A 15,538-nucleotide genomic window follows, 5' to 3' on the forward strand; every position below is an offset into this window, starting at 1 on the left:
TCAAATACCATGTTTCATGTCGAAATGTCAATAAAATTGTCATATGTGTTGTTATTTTGTCATAATTCGGATATACTCTTAATGGATTTAAAGACTATATTACAATTATTTTTATCTTTACCTAGCTTGCTAGGTCTCATATTTTTACCAAAATATAGATACGATTACTGGTGTACACAAAGGGGAAATAAAAATGAAAAATCTTGTAATTCTCGGTGGTGGATACGGCGGAATGAAGATTTTGAGTGAACTTCTTCCAAACAATTTACCTGAGGATGTAAGAATTACACTTGTTGACCGCGTTCCATACCATTGTTTGAAAACAGAATATTATGCCTTAGCGGCAGGAACTGTATCCGATAAGGAATTGCGTGTTTCTTTTCCAGAACACCCTCAATTAGAGATTAAATATGGGGAAGTTACAGGGATTGAAAAAGATAATAAAAGAGTCTTGATTAAAGACTCTGAACCCATTAGCTATGACGACCTAATCATCGGACTAGGCTGTGAGGATAAGTATCATGGTGTACCAGGTGCGGATCAATACACCTACAGCATTCAGAGCATTGAAAAATCCCGTATGACCTATTCAATTCTAAACAATTTAGGACCTGGGTCTGTTGTTGGTATCGTTGGTGCAGGACTTAGCGGTGTGGAGCTTGCCAGTGAATTAAGCGAAAGCCGTGACGATCTAAAAATTAAACTATTTGATCGTGGTAAGCACATTCTTCCTGCCTTCCCTGACCGCTTAAGTAAATATGTTGAAAATTGGTTTCATAAAAATAATGTTGAAATTATTGGCAATTCTAATATCACAAAAGTGGAGGAAAATTTGCTTTACAACCATGATGAGCCGCTTTCCTGTGATGTGATTGTTTGGACCGCTGGTATCCAAGCGAATAAGGTTGTTCGTGAATTAGGGGAAGAAATGGACCGCTCAGGCAGGCTCATTATTACACCTCGTCATCATTTACCGAATGATGAGAACGTATTTATTTTAGGAGATTGTGCAAGTCTCCCTCATGCCCCAAGTGCTCAATTAGCAGAGGGACAAGCGGAGCAAATCGTCGAAGTGTTGAAAAAGCGCTGGAATGGTGAGGAGCCTCCTACAGAATTCCCAACTATTAAATTAAAAGGGGTTCTAGGTTCTCTAGGTAAGAAACATGGTTTTGGAATGATGGCAGACAGAGCCATTACAGGTCGGGTTGCACGTCTGTTAAAATCCGGAGTTCTCTGGCTCTACAAGTACCATAACGGTTGATTTAAAAAAGAAGCATTCCAGTATAACCTGGAATGCTTCTTTTAAATTGATTTGTACCCGTATTTTTCCAACTCGTTAAAAATCGTTTTTAGTCGCGGGTTGCCTTCTCCGACAATTTTATCTTTAATTACGACTACAGGGTAGAATAGGTCTTCTTCAATGACTCGTTTGGCAAAGTTCTCTTTTTCATTGTCAGTAGGTGGTTGATAAATATCAACATAGGTCATTTTAAAGGGCTGCTCTGGGAACTTCCTAGCAATAGCCGCCTCTAGCCATTCGAACGTTTCCTTAGAGGAGGGTAAATTAACACAGCTCGGGCATAATTGTTCTGCACCATAGAGGATAATTTCAACTGTAGTATTTGTCATTCCATCCATCCTTGCTTTTTCTTCTATTTTACAACATTTAAACTATTAAACATAAAAATATGGTTGTAAATGTGCGAATTCCCATTTCATGAGAATGGATTTTTCCCTTCATTGACATTATAATATAAGGAGGAAGGAGACGATAAGTATGGCAGAACAAGAAGTACAAGAAATGTTTGAGCAGGTTCAGGAAGTATTAGATAAATTACGTCCATTTCTTCTTCGCGATGGAGGAGACTGTGAGTTAGTTGATGTTGAGGATGGTATCGTGAAACTTCGTTTACTAGGTGCATGCGGGAGCTGCCCGAGCTCAACAATTACCTTAAAAGCAGGAATTGAAAGAGCACTATTAGAAGAAGTTCCTGGCGTTGTTGAAGTAGAACAAGTATTTTAATAACGATAAAGAGCGATTGCTAACAAAGAGCAATCGCTTTTTTATTATCTTTTGGTTAACCAATCTAACACTGGAATATTCAATGTTTTTAAAGGTGCTCCGACAGTATGATAAAAGTTGCCTAGAAAACGCTCATATTCTGATGATTGCTTTAACATCTTACTTAACTGCTCTTCTAGAAGTTTCTTTTCCTGCTCCGAACGAGTGATATAGTAATTTTCAATACATTCAAAGTAATGCAGCGGAAATAATAAGCGTGAGAATAATAACCGCCACGAAAATGAGGTTAAAGGGGCAATGCTTTGATATTCAACAAAAAACTGTCTCACATCAATCTCGTAGGTTTGCGTATTTCTGAAATATCGCTCTCTCGTCCATTCTGCAAGATCACGGCTGCGATGGTCAAAAACCCAATCAAAGGGGTCCTTAATGTAATAATTAGCTCCCCAAGAGCCATTTGAAAACCGTTCATGGCATACGGTTCCACTATCCGATTCCTTTGGTTCATCATCCAGCTCGGTATCAACCAAATACTGGATAGCATTTTCCGTTAGCCCAATATAATAGGGAAAGGAATCAATAAACATTCGTTCAAAATCATCCTCAGGTGTTTGATACAAGAGCTCACTCCACACCTTTTCAATTTGGTCCAGCCGCTTTTCCCACAATTGTTTCCATTGCCCAATTCGGCTAGTCCTCTCGATTTTAAATGGCACTGTTTTTCCACGTTCATGAAATTTAGCTAATTTTCTTCCTAATTTTACTTTTACCTGTTTGTCAGTTTGTCGATTTGCCAGAACACAATATTGATGGTCCTCCCAGGTGGTAATAAAGCCTCCCTCGTTAGATTGTAAAAAGGATGGAACATGAGAATCTCCATTTTTTCTTAGATGGTCAGCAATTTTCTCAAGTTCATCAATATCTTCAGCTTCTCTGCCGTCAGATTTGGCAACTAAATATAGCCAGCCATTACTTCTCAATGCATCATAGGAATCTAGCTTTACGTATTCATCTACCTGAATTCCATATTTATTTTCAAGTAATTTTTGCAGCACGCTTCCACCTCTTCTCTTTTCTACTCCTATGTCATATATATGTAGTAGCCCAAAAAACTTGTTGTCTTCTTTAGTAATAAAAGTATAAGAAGATCGTTATAGGAGAAATCTGTTAGAAGGGTGATGGTCATCGGTCCTTTTCAAATTAGCGTGCATATGTTAAGAATTAAGAATAGTGAAAATTCATAGGAAAAGGTGATAAATGGATGGCAGAAGATAAAAAAATGGATTTAACAGAGGAAACAGCCCGTAGATGGATTAAAGAACGAGGCGTAGAAATTCAGGATATTGCAGATTTGGTCTTTTTTTTACAGGAAAAATACCATGAAAATTTAAAAATGGAAGACTGTATTGCAAATGTAGAGCGCGTTATTGCTAAACGAGAGGTCCAAAATGCCATCATTACTGGAATCCAGCTCGATATGCTAGCTGAGAAAAACATGCTGGAAGAACCCATTCAATCGATTATTAAAACGGATGAAAGTCTATATGGCGTAGATGAAATACTAGCATTGTCCATCGTCAATGTGTATGGATCCATTGGCTTTACGAATTATGGCTATATCGATAAGCAAAAGCCTGGTATCTTAGCCCGTTTAAATGATAAATCAACTGGTGAGTGCCATACATTTTTAGATGACATCATCGGTGCAATTGCTGCAGCTGCATCAAGCAGACTTGCTCACCGTGCTGCACATGTGGAATAAAAACCTTAAAGAAAAGGATGGAAATCTATCCATCCTTTTCTTACGGCTCCCATTGATCCAACGAATCAATCGCATAGGTTGGTTTTCGGTCATAACCAGCTAATAATTCCTTCGTTGTGACACCCGTGTGGACTAGAAGCGTATCAAGCTCCGCATTCATCCCCGCTAAAATATCGGTATCATAATAATCGCCCACCATTAAGGTTTCGTCCTTAGAGGTTCCCAAAACCTTTAGAGCCTGCTCCATAATAATAGATTCAGGCTTACCAATAAAAATCGGATTGGTCTGAGTAGATACGGCAATCACCGATGTGAGCGAACCATTTCCAGGGAGTAAACCTCTTTCTGTTGGTATCGCAATATCCCCGTTTGTTGAGATAAAGATTGCGCCATTGCGGACTGCTAGGCATGCGACAGCTAATTTTTCGTAGCTAATTTCGCGGTCTATCCCAATCACAACATATTCCGCATTCTCACCAGCAAACGTAAATTTTTTTTCCTCCAATGCCGTACGAAGTCCTTCTTCCCCAATTACAAAAACGGACGCATCCATCTTTTGGTCATAGATATAATTAGCTGTTGCCTGACTTGTGGTAAAAACAAGGTCTTCCTCTGCAGGAATATCAAAGTCCCTTAACTTTTCAGCAACTTGGGCCGGAGTCCGTGAAGAATTATTGGTTACGAATAAATAAGGAATCCCTTTTTCCCTTAATTTTTTCACAAAATCTCCAGCTGCCTCGATTTTTTCTGACCCCTTATACATCGTTCCATCAAGATCAATTAAATACCCTTTATACTTTTTCATGTGAAATCACTCCTATATGTATCATAGTCGTAAATAAAAATGACCGCAAACGCGGTCAAAGATTAATGATTAATTAAATGCTGATACTGGGCCAAGTTCATTCTGTAGGTAGTCCCGGACATTCTTTGGAAATATAGCTAACGTTTTAAGATAAGAAGAGAAATGATTCTCAAGTTCATTATGGTTTATCTCCATATACAGCTGAACGAGTACTTTCCGATACTGGATCAAATTTTTTAAGCTATTACCTGTTTCAGCACTAACAACTTTTTCGTCGATTAATATATCAATAATATCTTCATAGCTGCCAGGGTCTCTCATAATAAACCCATCTATTATCGCGTTTCCCACATCTAAAACCGATTCAATCATGAGATGTGTAATCCGTTCTAATGCTGCTTTTTCTATCTGGGTTGACCATTGATCCTGACTAGAAAATAGGCTGATTTGCTTTTCTAGAAAAACCAATGTTGTCTCTAACTTATCACGATCTACAAAATACATGTCATCACTTCCTCTAATTTATATCATCTAAGTTGCAATTTCCTCATAAAACCTAGTTGGGGGAGCGTAAAAATTCCCCTGTGCTAAGTCAACATTATTTCTAGTTAAAACGGAAGCCTCTTCTTGGTTTTCAATTCCCTCCGCCACAACTAAAGAGCCAGCCTCCCTAGCAACAAGGAGCAACCCTTTTAACATTGACTCTTTAACCGAGTTTTTATCAATATTTTCAATTACAGAACGATCAATCTTAATGATATCCGGCATAAGTTCAGTAATCGTATTTAAGCTGGAATAGCCTGCTCCCGTGTCATCCACAGCAATCTTAAAACCCATTAATCGTAAAACATTAATATTAAAGGAAAAGTTTTTCAAACCCTCAATTGAATCCCGTTCCGTCACTTCAAAGGTAATCTGTTTCGGTGAAATACCTCTATATTTATGTAACAACTTCTTTAAATCACTGGTAAATCTAATATTCCCGAGAGTTAACGGAGTACAATTAACAAAAATATCTTGGCGGCAACGGGATGCTTTTACTTGCTGAAGCATTTTTTCCAACACAATCATTTCTAACTCGTACAAACGGCCGGTTTGTCTTGCAACAGAAAAAAGCTGTAACGGAGCTTCTAAAACAGTCCCTTTTGGTCCTCGAGTAAGCAGTTCCCATGCTCGGATTTCACTTGTTGCTACATCGATAATTGGCTGTGCAAACAGGGTGATATTCTTTTTGGTAATAATTTTATTAATGGCTAACAGCATTTCATTAATCTCCAGCTGTACTCGCTTCTCTGCCATACCAATGGCTTGTCTGTGCGCTCTTAATATGGAATCCTGGATAGAATAGTCATGTTTTTCAACAAACATATATCCTTCTTCAAACGTGGGATACATGGAAGGATAAAGTTTAACGAACCTTTGTGCTACTTCTTCAGTTATCTTTTTCATCATTAGGTCAATATTAGAAATAGAATGGCGATCATGATCAACGGTAATTAATAGTGTAATGCCTTCGCCATAATAATCATGAAGGGTAATTACTTCCTTTGGGTTAACCACCTGTTCCACAACGATTTGAAAAAGTTTCTTCAACGTTTTTACTAATTTAGACTGCTGCTTAACTTCAGTTTGTTCCATAAAATCCTTTTGATTTCTTAATTTGAAAACAATTACCGCTACTTCATACCCAGCCTCAAAAGCGTTACTAACCCCTTCTATTAAAGGATTGCGCAAGGTAAATTGTGGAGGGTAATAGCGTATGGACGAAAGAGGCAGTATAATTTTTCCCCATTGCATTACACTCTTTACTTTTTTCATGTAACGACAGTCCATGGATTCCATCCCTCTCATAAGCAACCTACGACAATTTTAAATATATTGTAACACAATTTGACAGAATCCGGTTTTTCCTTTGGTAAAATTTTTACAATGTTCTATTAACCCCTAAAGTTCCCTCCCTGTCTCATTATTTGGTAATATATAGAGGACGGAGAAATTTACTAAAGGAGAACAGAACATGAAAGAACGTTTTTTCTTATACGATGATACAGAGGACACAAAAACAAGATTTGTCAGCTTTGTCGGCGACAATCAACGCTTTGATTTGGCGATTGTTAAAACCGATCGTCATTTTGGAAAACATCTCGTACTCGATATTCAAGGGAATCGCTTTGCGATAATTGGTGAGGATGACCTAAAGGAGGAAGGGTATTTAGAGTACGCTTTTCAATTAAATGAAGAAGATGCAGAAGAATTACGTTCCTTTTTGTTAGAATTACTATAATTTTTTATTACTCCTTTTAACATACTAGAACAAAAGGCGGATGCGCCTTCGGAACAAGCACAGCTTGTTCCTGTGAGGATTATTCTAAGGAGCTTGCCTTAGTGCACAGGGGCGACAGGCATAAGACGAGCCGGCAGGAAGGTTGCTCTTTAACCTTCTTGACGGATTGGCTTATGACCCCGAGCCCCTAGTCGCTGTAGCTAGATTAATAAAAAGGAGTGGTAGTATGTCCGAAGAAAAGAAGAGAAGCTATTTTGATCTTTCTAATGTCGAAAAGCAGAAAAACTTCTTAACTGCAGAGGAATTCCCTGAAGGCCCTTTTGGTTCACCAATTGGGAAAGACGACCCAGTTGAAAATAAAAGTACCCCCTGGCAAGAAGGACAGCGCTATTATAGCAACTTCAACTATGAAGATAAAACGTTTCATCAAAATATTCCCCGGCAAATGGACGGGGCTCATCCTACACATGATGACCCAAATACTGATGAACAACCGCCTTATACCACTTAAAGCGGAAGCGCCTTGCACAGGGGCGACAGGCATAAGACGAGCCGGCGAGAAGGTTGCTCTTTAACCTTCTTGACGGATTGGCTTATGACCCCGAGACCCTAGGCACTACAGCTGGATATAACAATAAGAAGCCCGCCAAATGGCGGGCTTTCTTTACTTTTTCACTTTTTTCAATACAAAATAGGCACAGCCAAAATTACAGTATTCATACAAATATTCACTTAATGTACTGATTTTGGTATCAAAGGTAGCTTTTTGATTTTGATCTTCAAAAAAGCCTTTTAGCCGGAGCTGCCCATATCCCCAATCCCCGACAATGTAATCATATCTAGATAATATATCACTATATCTCGCCTTTAAGGCTTCCTCATTAAAGGCATCTCTGTGTTCCTGCACGATTTCATAGGTGGAGCCGTTGATATTGATCATGTTATCACCTCAAATTTTACCAGTAAATCTTTCTTTCATTATAACCGATTCACCATCAATTACTAAGAAAAAAAATCAGTTATTTGGCTATTCTATAAAAAGGAGGTGCTTAAAGTGAAAAAATGGTCGATAATTATTGGTTTTTGTATACTCCTGACAGCAGCAGGCTGCTCAAAGGATATGGCTAATCGCGATGTTTATGAAGAAAGCGGAGATACCATAAATGTCAATAATAAAAGAGAAGAGCTTTACAATGAAGGCGGTGGCCAAGGAGTTCGGAAGGTGAGCGATAATTATGGCTTTGTTCGTCATCAAAAAAGCCCTATCCAGAACGATCGGGGAGGCACCGAACACTATTCGGCAATTGACCGTGAACAAGTAGCAAATATTATTAGCCAGCTAAGTACAGATATCCCAAATGTAAATGATGTGGCTACTCTTGTAACCGATCAGGAAGTTCTTGTTTCCTATAGTACAAATTCTAAGGACCGTAATCATACTGCTGACCAGGTAAAAAGAACAGCTATGTCAGTTGTCCCTAGATATTACCATGTTTATGTTTCGGATAATACAAATTTAACGCGCGATGTGGAAAATCTCGCGAATTTGGACTCAACTAGCAAAAACGCTAGAAATTTGGTTAATGGTTTAGTGAAACAAATGAAGAAATCACCACAAGGAAGTCGAATGAGTGATAGTGAAGATGAAAATGGGGCAACGAAAGATGATGTAATGAACAGTACAAATAAATAAAAAATGAGAGTTCAGCCGATGGACTGAACTCTTCTTTTTGTTATAATTATGCTTCTTTGGCTTCGGTTTCACCTAGTAACTGCTTATGCTTTGCTGCTGCATTCACTTGTTCATCTGCGTGGTAGGATGAACGAACTAACGGTCCAGCTTCACAGTGACTGAATCCTTTTGTGAGGGCAATTTCACGTAACTCTGCAAATTCCTCTGGATGATAGTATTTTTCAACCTTCAAGTGACTTTTAGATGGCTGCAGGTACTGACCTATGGTCATAATATCCACATTATTCGCTCTTAAATCATCCATAACCTCGATAATTTCTTCTTTCGTTTCACCTAAGCCGACCATTAAGCTAGATTTTGTAGGAATGGTTGGCTGCATTTCTTTCGCTCTGCGTAAAAACTCTAGTGAGCGGTCATATTTTGCTCTTGCTCTAACTCTAGGTGTTAATCTTTTCACCGTTTCTATATTATGATTTAAAATATCAGGTTTAGCATCCATTAACAGCGCTATATTTTCTTCTTTACCGCCCATGTCTGATGGCAGGACTTCAATGCTTGTAAAAGGGTTTTTTCTTCTAATGGCTTTTACGGTTTCCGCAAATACAGCTGCACCGCCATCTTTTAAATCGTCCCGTGCTACCGCAGTAACCACGACATGCTTTAAGTTCATTAATTGAACAGAGTCTGCTACGCGTTCTGGCTCTTGCAAATCTAATTCTGTTGGTAATCCTGTTTTAACTGCACAGAAACGGCAAGCACGTGTACAAGTATCACCAAGAATCATAAAGGTAGCCGTTCTTCTTTCAGCCCAGCATTCGTGAATATTAGGACAGCGCGCTTCTTCACAAACAGTATGTAAGTTATTTTCACGCATCATTTTTTTTAATCCTGTATAATGTTCATTCGTATTTAATTTTATTTTCAACCAATCCGGTTTTCTTAAGTATTCTGCATTTTTACTCAAAACTTCCACCCCTATAAATCAGTTTGCTCCTTGTCACTTTACCATACTTTTTGCAACAACAACAAGCAGACTAGCTCTATCAACTTTTATTTCCAATTATTGACCATTATGAAATAGCCTAGAAATCATAAACTAAAGACGTACAATATTCGGAAGGAGGATTCCTGTGCGGGCATTTCTGATAATTGGAACTATCCTCTTATTTATGAGCAGCATATCTCCCAGGGATGCTCATGCTAAAGGTCCTGATGAGTATCAGGAAAGAATGAAGCTATACAAAAAAGTGGAGACACTCACACAAATTCCTTGGTATTATTTAGCAGCTATTGATCAATACGAAAGGAATATCCGTGCGGTTCGTAGAGACTTACCCAAGGCGGAAAGTGTGATTGGCATTTATTTTACTCCAGAGAAATGGGCTGGGCCAACCAATCCAAATCCTGCCGAAGAAAACCCCGCAATTATCCAGTTTTTTAATGGTATGGGTGTGGACGGTGATGGAGATGGTAGAGCCAGTTTAAAGAGCGACGAAGATGTTTTATATGCTTTTGCCAATTATCTACTATCGTATGGAGTAGATCATGATAATATTAAAATCGGTTTATGGAATTATTATCATCGTGATAAAACAGTTGGCATTATTGCGGACAAGGCGAAAGTGTACCGGCATTTCGGCCGGTTAGAATTAGATAAACATGTATTCCCGATGCCATTACGAAGCAATCACAGCTATCGCAGTACCTGGGGTGATGCCAGGGGCTGGGGCGGCAGAAGGATTCATGAGGGTACCGACATTTTTGCTGATTACGGAGTTCCTGTCCGGGCTACAAACTATGGAATCGTAGAAATGAAGGGATGGAATAAGTTCGGCGGCTGGCGAGTTGGAATTCGTGACATTAATAATACGTATCATTATTTTGCTCACCTTAGCGGTTTTGCTAAAGATTTAAAAGTGGGTCAAATCGTCGAACCAGGAACGTTAATCGGCGGTGTCGGCAGTTCTGGGTATGGACCTCCTGGGACATCAGGTAAATTCCCTCCCCATTTGCACTATGGGATGTACAAAGATAATGGCTATACAGAATGGTCCTTTGACCCTACACCACATTTAGGATTATGGAAAAATCAGGAAAAACAGGCATTAAAGAATAAAAAGTAATAAGGACTGTCCAGTGACAGTCCTTTTAACGTTCTGGTTGTGGTATTTGAATAGATGGTGTAATTCCACTGCCGCCATTATTATAAAATTGCGGAACCTCACCTTGAATTAATCTTCCACCGACTGGAATATTCTGCTCTAATTTCGTAATTTCCGTTGCAAACGGGGTAATGATTTGCACCGAAACCTCTAAATGGATTGCGACATCAATCCATGTATTATTGATTCCCATTGGTTTAGGATTAATTTTCACATCCGGCCGTACCTCACCAATTGCATGAAACCTTACAGGTATTTTTGGGCCTAAATTTCCTAGCAAAGCCATATTCGTTGCTTGACCAAGCGGAACATTCCAAACAATTCCATCCTGCTTCTCTGTATTTACCTCAATATCAACATCCGTTAATTTCTCTAAGGAATCCAGGTCGCCTTTTTCTGCTGCATTTAAGTTTTTCTGTATTTCATTGGTGATCTCTGATAACTTCTGATTTATCACTTCCGTTTTTAAACTTGCACTTGGCTGAGCACCATTTTGACCGGCCTCAACAGCAATAACATCTCCAACTTCTACTGTTTTTTTGTTAATTGCCTTATTAATTACTTGGGAGGCAATTTGTTTAGTCTTGGATTCCGCATATCTCATTAAGGAAGGTTCAATTCCTTTGTTTACCAGCCATATTCCAAGTGCAGTAGACAATAGAAAGAAAACAAATGATAGTAGCATGACATATCTGAAAGGTAACGGTCCTCGTTTCCGGGCACGTACACGAAACTTAGCCAAAAAAAATCCCCCCTTACATGCTATATGTATGCTTCTTAAAGGGGAACTAGCCTATAAAATTAAAGAAAAGCCTGCACAAGGCTGTGCAAGCTTTTTAAACCATTTTTAACAAAGCATCTTTCCCAAGCATTCCTTTTGTTATTCCTATGCTTTCTGCCTCGGTTGTTACTGACTCCATTGGTGCATTAAGGAGCTGTTCAATGGTTTTTACTCCTACCGCTCTAGCGGCTATAATTTTTCGGTCCTTCAGCTTTTCGTTCAATAATCCAACATCTAAGGCACCGCACATTATATATCCCTTATCATTGCTTACAGTAAGCAATGTTGTTTTTGGTAGTAAGACAGTAACAGCCAAGAACGTGTGACCATTAATCTCTACCGGTGATAGCTCAATCAATTTACACACTCCTTTCCTCACTAACAATTTATGAAAGAGAGAGAAAAAGCGTGTATCTCCTTTAGGACTACTTTTGTAATTTCCATTTTAATATGTCTCGTAAAAATTCAGGAAGGAAGTATTCCTTTTCCTTATTCGGAAAAACGTTTTTAAAAAAATGTCCAAAAGTAAACATATCTGGAATGGCAAGAGAGTAGATCTGATTTAGATCCAGTTCATGACCATTTATATAAATCTCATTGTTTTCTTTAAAAGTAATCCGATCGTAAACACTTGCCCCCATTACTGTGCCTCTAAAACCAAGCCCAATAACCTGCCGATTGGCCCAGTCATCTGAATTTGTTTCATTTATTACTTCTTTTAATTCACTGCCGGTAAGTTGAATTTTACAGGGATTGATTGGATGAGGACAAATCGACAGCAAATCATAGGAGGTTACCTTCCCAGATAATGGACCCAAAATAAGACCTGCATTAATAAAGGCACAATCTGCATCGCACCATTCCCTTAATGCTTGGCATAAAATCTGAGACAGCTCAGTGGCTTGAAAGGGATCATGGATGTATTCCTTAGGCAAGATAGTAACTTTTTGATTTAGCAGCTTCTTCCCTCTTCGGTAAATCTCCTTAGAAATTGCTCTCTCATCTTGTATAGTTGGGAGTTCCATAACATTATACAATTTCGCCTGTTTACTACAAATATTTTTATCAGCTATCTGGAGCGTTACATGTCCAACAAATCTGCCATGCTTACCAGCTCCAGCAAGCAATGTCTGTCCCACCTGCTTCCCTTCAGGAAGGGTATGGTGGGTATGACCGCCAAGAATGACATCTATTTCTGGATATTCGATTGCAATTCTTTCATCGTGGGTAAGTCCAAGATGGGAGAGCAGAATAATGACATCCGATTGATCCTTTAATGTTTGTATCCACTTCCCCAACTCCTCAAACGGCTCAGCCAGATGCCAGCCTAACAGGTCATAAAGAAGCGAAAAATAGGCAGTTAATCCAATTACACCAATCCGTGTTCCCCGTTTTGTCTGATAAATTTTATATGGTTTAAGCCATGTAGGATGCTGACCAGTCTTGTCATAGAGATTAGCCACTACAACATCAAATTCACTTTTTTCATACAGATGATTAAGCACTTCATAAGGAAAATTGATTCCTTCATTGTTACCAATTGTCACCGCATTATACCCACTCTCATTCAACAGTTCAATATTTCCCTGTCCTCCGGTCCCCTCTGAGAGTGGGTGCCAGCGATCAATAAAGTCACCTATGTCAAAAAGGAAAAAATCTTCTCCACTCTCTGCATGATGTGTTCTTCTGCTTTTTAAAAAATGCTGAATTCGCGGCCACCTTTTTAAATGGCTGTGAAGATCATTTGTATGATAGATATGGATCATTTCCATGGATGTTTCGCTTCCTTTTTAGCCAATAATGCCTTGATAAATTAATCGTATGCCAACGATGATTAAGATGGTGCGTAATAATAAAACAATTGTTTTGCTTCTTAGTTTGATGTTTAAATAGACGCCAACCTTTGCACCAATCCATGCTCCTGGAACTAAAGCCAATGCAAGCAGCCAGTCCACATTTCCAAGAGTGATATGGGTAATGGAGCTAAGAATTGATGTTGGTAAGATCATAAACATGGATGTAGCTGTTGCTACATGGGGTGGAAAGAAGAATAGCAAAATCATGGTCGGAACCATTAATGACCCGCCGCCAACACCTAGAATCCCTGATAAAAATCCAACAATAAATGCAATAACGACTCCTATTACAGGGTTAAAGCCATACTCAAAGATTTTTCCTGAGTTATCCGTAAAACTTCTGAAAATCCCCTTATCTCTCCGGTATGGAATCGGTTTTAGTTTATCTTTTAATAATAGAATACACGAAACAAAAAGAATAAAAATGCCAAAAAACAAATTGAATGATTTTAAATTTAATATTTCAGTAACCCATGCTCCTAGAATACTGCCTGGTCCACTGCCAATCAGAAAGATTAACCCGCTTTTGTAGTCTACCGTTTTATGTTTCATATAAGCTAACGTAGAAGAAAGCCCGGTAAAAATCATCGTGAAAAGTGAGGTACCCACAGCAGTCTGAGGAGAAATATAACCAAATGCAGATAGAGTGCCTAAAAAGAGTAAAGATGGAACAATGACGATACCTCCGCCTAATCCAATTAAGCTCCCTAAGGAACTACCTGCAATTCCTATTAATATTAATACAATCCATTCCATCATCTTCTCCTTTATTTAGGCTCTGTTAAAACTGAATGTTGATTTGACTGTGTTTGGAAATAAGCGGAGTTTTTCCGTTTATTTTAGGAAATACAATTAATTCCTTAAAAATAAGCGGAGTTTTTTCGCTTATTGTATCCAAATCCTTGGATTTTGTCTTATTTAAAGTAGGTAACCGGAATATCTCCGCATATATCTGCTTCCTACGCTTCCTCTATATACAATAGCCGGAAATTATCCGCCTATGAATTCTCAACCCTACACGAAAATCAACAGTGAATAATAACAGAGCCTTAATTTAAAATAAATCCAGTTGTCTAGGAGCAAGGTCCTCATATTTTAAATCTAAAAGGGTAATCATTTCTTTCGCGTTATCTGCCGCATCTCCTCCGGAATTGTTGTTAAAAAGAACATAGACGTTTTGGGATTCCTTGGATAATCTCCTGATTATGTCTGCCCATTCTTGAAGTTCTTGTTGATTGTAGCGATAGAGATACCTGACTTCACGCCAATCCGTATCTTGACGTTTTTGCCAGCCATGGACGTTTCGTCCGTGAAATCGAATGAGGAGTTTTTCTGGATCGATAGCCTCTAGTATCGCTGGTATGGAACCCTCACCTGATTGCGGTTCATCACAAATACTATGTATCCACTTTTCCTCTTTCATAAAATCAAGCGTATGCTGGCGAAACCGAGGTGTAAACCAAGACTGGTGCCTGAACTCAAGCGCACAGGGTATATCTCCCATTTGCGCTTTACACCATCTTAAATATTCAACATTTTCCCGTTTACAATCAAACCATGGCGGAAATTGAAAAAGCACCATGGCTAATTTATTTTCTTCTATGTATGGTTCTAGCGATTCCTTAAAGGCTTGAAACATTTCTTTGTTTGTCGCAAATGGGATCTCTCCGCGTTGATGACCGGTCATACCTTGGTAGGCTTTAACAATGAACTGAAACGATGCAGGGGTATCATTAACCCATTTTGCTGCATTCCTCTTGGGCTGGATGGCGTAGAAAGCGGCATCCACTTCTACTGTTGGAAAATGGCCAGCATATTCTTTTAACTTATCACGGGGCGGGGTTTGATCTGGATATAAACTGTCATGATCTCCCCACCCTGTAACACCAATATAAATCAACCTGAATCACCTCCACTACTAATAATAGCATACCCTTAGTTTTGATTTTCTGTTATCTGAGAGTAAATCCTCGTCATCCGAGAGTAATTCTCGCCATCTGAGAGTAAATTTCGGTATCCGCCAGTATTTCTCGCCTTCCGCCAGTATTTCTCGCTATCCGCCAGTATTTCTCGCCTTCCGCCAGTATTTCTCGCCTTCCGCCAGTATTTCTCGCCATCCGCCAGTATTTCTCGCCTTCCGCCAGTATTTCTCGCCTTCCGCCAGTATTTCTC

19 protein-coding genes are annotated in these 15,538 nt (G+C 39.0%); 7 read left to right on the plus strand and 12 right to left on the minus strand.

All coding sequences use genetic code 11. The annotated features are described in order from the left end of the window. Positions 1–193 precede the first annotated feature (193 nt). On the plus strand, positions 194–1,261 hold the full coding sequence (locus QNH48_RS25215; RefSeq protein ID WP_283952461.1) for an NAD(P)/FAD-dependent oxidoreductase: 1,068 nt from the start codon (positions 194–196) through the stop codon (positions 1,259–1,261). 41 nt (positions 1,262–1,302) lie between these two features. On the opposite strand, the gene QNH48_RS25220 is transcribed toward QNH48_RS25215, so the two are convergent. Next, the gene (locus tag QNH48_RS25220; RefSeq protein ID WP_283952462.1) at positions 1,303–1,629 is read right to left on the minus strand and encodes a YuzD family protein; all 327 of its coding nucleotides are present in this window, start codon (positions 1,627–1,629) and stop codon (positions 1,303–1,305) included. Between the two features lie 148 nt (positions 1,630–1,777). Between QNH48_RS25220 and QNH48_RS25225 the strand changes: the two genes are divergently transcribed. Beyond that, on the plus strand, positions 1,778–2,023 hold the full coding sequence (locus QNH48_RS25225) for a NifU family protein (protein WP_081954428.1): 246 nt from the start codon (positions 1,778–1,780) through the stop codon (positions 2,021–2,023). 44 nt (positions 2,024–2,067) lie between these two features. Here QNH48_RS25225 and yutH read toward each other — a convergent pair whose 3' ends face one another. Continuing rightward, a complete protein-coding gene (yutH, locus tag QNH48_RS25230; protein ID WP_283952463.1) occupies positions 2,068–3,078 on the minus strand; it encodes a spore coat putative kinase YutH in 1,011 nt (336 codons plus the stop codon). Positions 3,079–3,284: 206 nt separating this feature from the next. On the opposite strand from yutH, the gene QNH48_RS25235 reads away from it, so the two are divergent. Further along, positions 3,285–3,785 (plus strand): phosphatidylglycerophosphatase A family protein, encoded by a 501-nt coding sequence (locus QNH48_RS25235; protein ID WP_095248389.1) that lies wholly within the window; start codon positions 3,285–3,287, stop codon positions 3,783–3,785. A 40-nt stretch (positions 3,786–3,825) separates the two neighbouring features. Here the strand turns inward: QNH48_RS25235 and QNH48_RS25240 are convergent, their stop codons facing one another. The 3 genes from QNH48_RS25240 to QNH48_RS25250 form a co-directional block, all read right to left on the minus strand. Beyond that, entirely contained in the window at positions 3,826–4,590 is a 765-nt protein-coding gene (locus QNH48_RS25240) for a TIGR01457 family HAD-type hydrolase (protein WP_095248390.1), read from the minus strand. A 69-nt stretch (positions 4,591–4,659) separates the two neighbouring features. Further along, positions 4,660–5,094, minus strand: coding sequence for a DUF86 domain-containing protein (locus QNH48_RS25245; RefSeq protein ID WP_283952464.1), 435 nt, complete (start codon positions 5,092–5,094; stop codon positions 4,660–4,662). A gap of 27 nt (positions 5,095–5,121) precedes the next feature. Then, positions 5,122–6,408 (minus strand): EAL domain-containing protein, encoded by a 1,287-nt coding sequence (locus QNH48_RS25250; RefSeq protein WP_283952465.1) that lies wholly within the window; start codon positions 6,406–6,408, stop codon positions 5,122–5,124. Positions 6,409–6,607: 199 nt separating this feature from the next. On the opposite strand from QNH48_RS25250, the gene QNH48_RS25255 reads away from it, so the two are divergent. After that, complete coding sequence (locus tag QNH48_RS25255) at positions 6,608–6,874, plus strand: DUF3055 domain-containing protein (protein ID WP_090761491.1); 267 nt, start codon at positions 6,608–6,610, stop codon at positions 6,872–6,874. Positions 6,875–7,100: 226 nt separating this feature from the next. Continuing rightward, complete coding sequence (locus QNH48_RS25260; RefSeq protein WP_283952466.1) at positions 7,101–7,385, plus strand: cytosolic protein; 285 nt, start codon at positions 7,101–7,103, stop codon at positions 7,383–7,385. 153 nt (positions 7,386–7,538) lie between these two features. Here the strand turns inward: QNH48_RS25260 and QNH48_RS25265 are convergent, their stop codons facing one another. Next, on the minus strand, positions 7,539–7,814 hold the full coding sequence (locus QNH48_RS25265; RefSeq protein ID WP_095250773.1) for a YutD family protein: 276 nt from the start codon (positions 7,812–7,814) through the stop codon (positions 7,539–7,541). A gap of 114 nt (positions 7,815–7,928) precedes the next feature. Here QNH48_RS25265 and QNH48_RS25270 point away from each other — a divergent pair, with 114 nt between their 5' ends. Beyond that, positions 7,929–8,567: a YhcN/YlaJ family sporulation lipoprotein gene (locus QNH48_RS25270; protein WP_283952467.1), complete on the plus strand. Its 639-nt coding sequence runs from the start codon at positions 7,929–7,931 to the stop codon at positions 8,565–8,567. A gap of 46 nt (positions 8,568–8,613) precedes the next feature. On the opposite strand, the gene lipA is transcribed toward QNH48_RS25270, so the two are convergent. Continuing rightward, on the minus strand, positions 8,614–9,531 hold the full coding sequence (gene lipA / locus QNH48_RS25275) for a lipoyl synthase (protein WP_283952468.1): 918 nt from the start codon (positions 9,529–9,531) through the stop codon (positions 8,614–8,616). Positions 9,532–9,736: 205 nt separating this feature from the next. Between lipA and QNH48_RS25280 the strand changes: the two genes are divergently transcribed. Next, entirely contained in the window at positions 9,737–10,690 is a 954-nt protein-coding gene (locus tag QNH48_RS25280) for a M23 family metallopeptidase (protein WP_283955886.1), read from the plus strand. A 25-nt stretch (positions 10,691–10,715) separates the two neighbouring features. Here the strand turns inward: QNH48_RS25280 and yunB are convergent, their stop codons facing one another. The 5 genes from yunB to QNH48_RS25305 form a co-directional block, all read right to left on the minus strand. Then, positions 10,716–11,471: a sporulation protein YunB gene (yunB, locus tag QNH48_RS25285; RefSeq protein ID WP_095250776.1), complete on the minus strand. Its 756-nt coding sequence runs from the start codon at positions 11,469–11,471 to the stop codon at positions 10,716–10,718. A 94-nt stretch (positions 11,472–11,565) separates the two neighbouring features. Further along, the gene (locus QNH48_RS25290) at positions 11,566–11,868 is read right to left on the minus strand and encodes a YunC family protein (protein ID WP_283952469.1); all 303 of its coding nucleotides are present in this window, start codon (positions 11,866–11,868) and stop codon (positions 11,566–11,568) included. Positions 11,869–11,935: 67 nt separating this feature from the next. Then, positions 11,936–13,282 carry a bifunctional metallophosphatase/5'-nucleotidase gene (locus QNH48_RS25295; protein WP_283952470.1) on the minus strand — a complete coding sequence of 449 codons (1,347 nt, stop codon included), beginning with the start codon at positions 13,280–13,282 and terminating at the stop codon, positions 11,936–11,938. A gap of 18 nt (positions 13,283–13,300) precedes the next feature. Then, positions 13,301–14,122 (minus strand): sulfite exporter TauE/SafE family protein, encoded by an 822-nt coding sequence (locus tag QNH48_RS25300; RefSeq protein ID WP_283955887.1) that lies wholly within the window; start codon positions 14,120–14,122, stop codon positions 13,301–13,303. Positions 14,123–14,420: 298 nt separating this feature from the next. After that, complete coding sequence (locus QNH48_RS25305; protein ID WP_283952471.1) at positions 14,421–15,266, minus strand: DUF72 domain-containing protein; 846 nt, start codon at positions 15,264–15,266, stop codon at positions 14,421–14,423. Positions 15,267–15,538: the final 272 nt, after the last annotated feature.

Source organism: Neobacillus sp. YX16, from assembly GCF_030123505.1.
Taxonomy (GTDB): domain Bacteria; phylum Bacillota; class Bacilli; order Bacillales; family Cytobacillaceae; genus Neobacillus.

Excerpts from the sequence above, each read along its gene's own strand:
- QNH48_RS25220 (WP_283952462.1), bottom strand. The coding sequence starts at position 1,629 with ATGACAAATACTACAGTTGAAATTATCCTCTATGGTGCAGAACAATTA.
- QNH48_RS25265 (WP_095250773.1), bottom strand. The coding sequence starts at position 7,814 with ATGATCAATATCAACGGCTCCACCTATGAAATCGTGCAGGAACACAGA.
- QNH48_RS25295 (WP_283952470.1), bottom strand. The coding sequence starts at position 13,282 with ATGGAAATGATCCATATCTATCATACAAATGATCTTCACAGCCATTTA.
- QNH48_RS25250 (WP_283952465.1), bottom strand. The coding sequence starts at position 6,408 with ATGAAAAAAGTAAAGAGTGTAATGCAATGGGGAAAAATTATACTGCCT.
- QNH48_RS25240 (WP_095248390.1), bottom strand. The coding sequence starts at position 4,590 with ATGAAAAAGTATAAAGGGTATTTAATTGATCTTGATGGAACGATGTAT.
- QNH48_RS25300 (WP_283955887.1), bottom strand. The coding sequence starts at position 14,122 with ATGGAATGGATTGTATTAATATTAATAGGAATTGCAGGTAGTTCCTTA.
- QNH48_RS25215 (WP_283952461.1), top strand. The coding sequence starts at position 194 with ATGAAAAATCTTGTAATTCTCGGTGGTGGATACGGCGGAATGAAGATT.
- QNH48_RS25280 (WP_283955886.1), top strand. The coding sequence starts at position 9,737 with ATGAGCAGCATATCTCCCAGGGATGCTCATGCTAAAGGTCCTGATGAG.
- QNH48_RS25235 (WP_095248389.1), top strand. The coding sequence starts at position 3,285 with ATGGCAGAAGATAAAAAAATGGATTTAACAGAGGAAACAGCCCGTAGA.
- QNH48_RS25245 (WP_283952464.1), bottom strand. The coding sequence starts at position 5,094 with ATGTATTTTGTAGATCGTGATAAGTTAGAGACAACATTGGTTTTTCTA.
- QNH48_RS25255 (WP_090761491.1), top strand. The coding sequence starts at position 6,608 with ATGAAAGAACGTTTTTTCTTATACGATGATACAGAGGACACAAAAACA.
- QNH48_RS25225 (WP_081954428.1), top strand. The coding sequence starts at position 1,778 with ATGGCAGAACAAGAAGTACAAGAAATGTTTGAGCAGGTTCAGGAAGTA.
- QNH48_RS25260 (WP_283952466.1), top strand. The coding sequence starts at position 7,101 with ATGTCCGAAGAAAAGAAGAGAAGCTATTTTGATCTTTCTAATGTCGAA.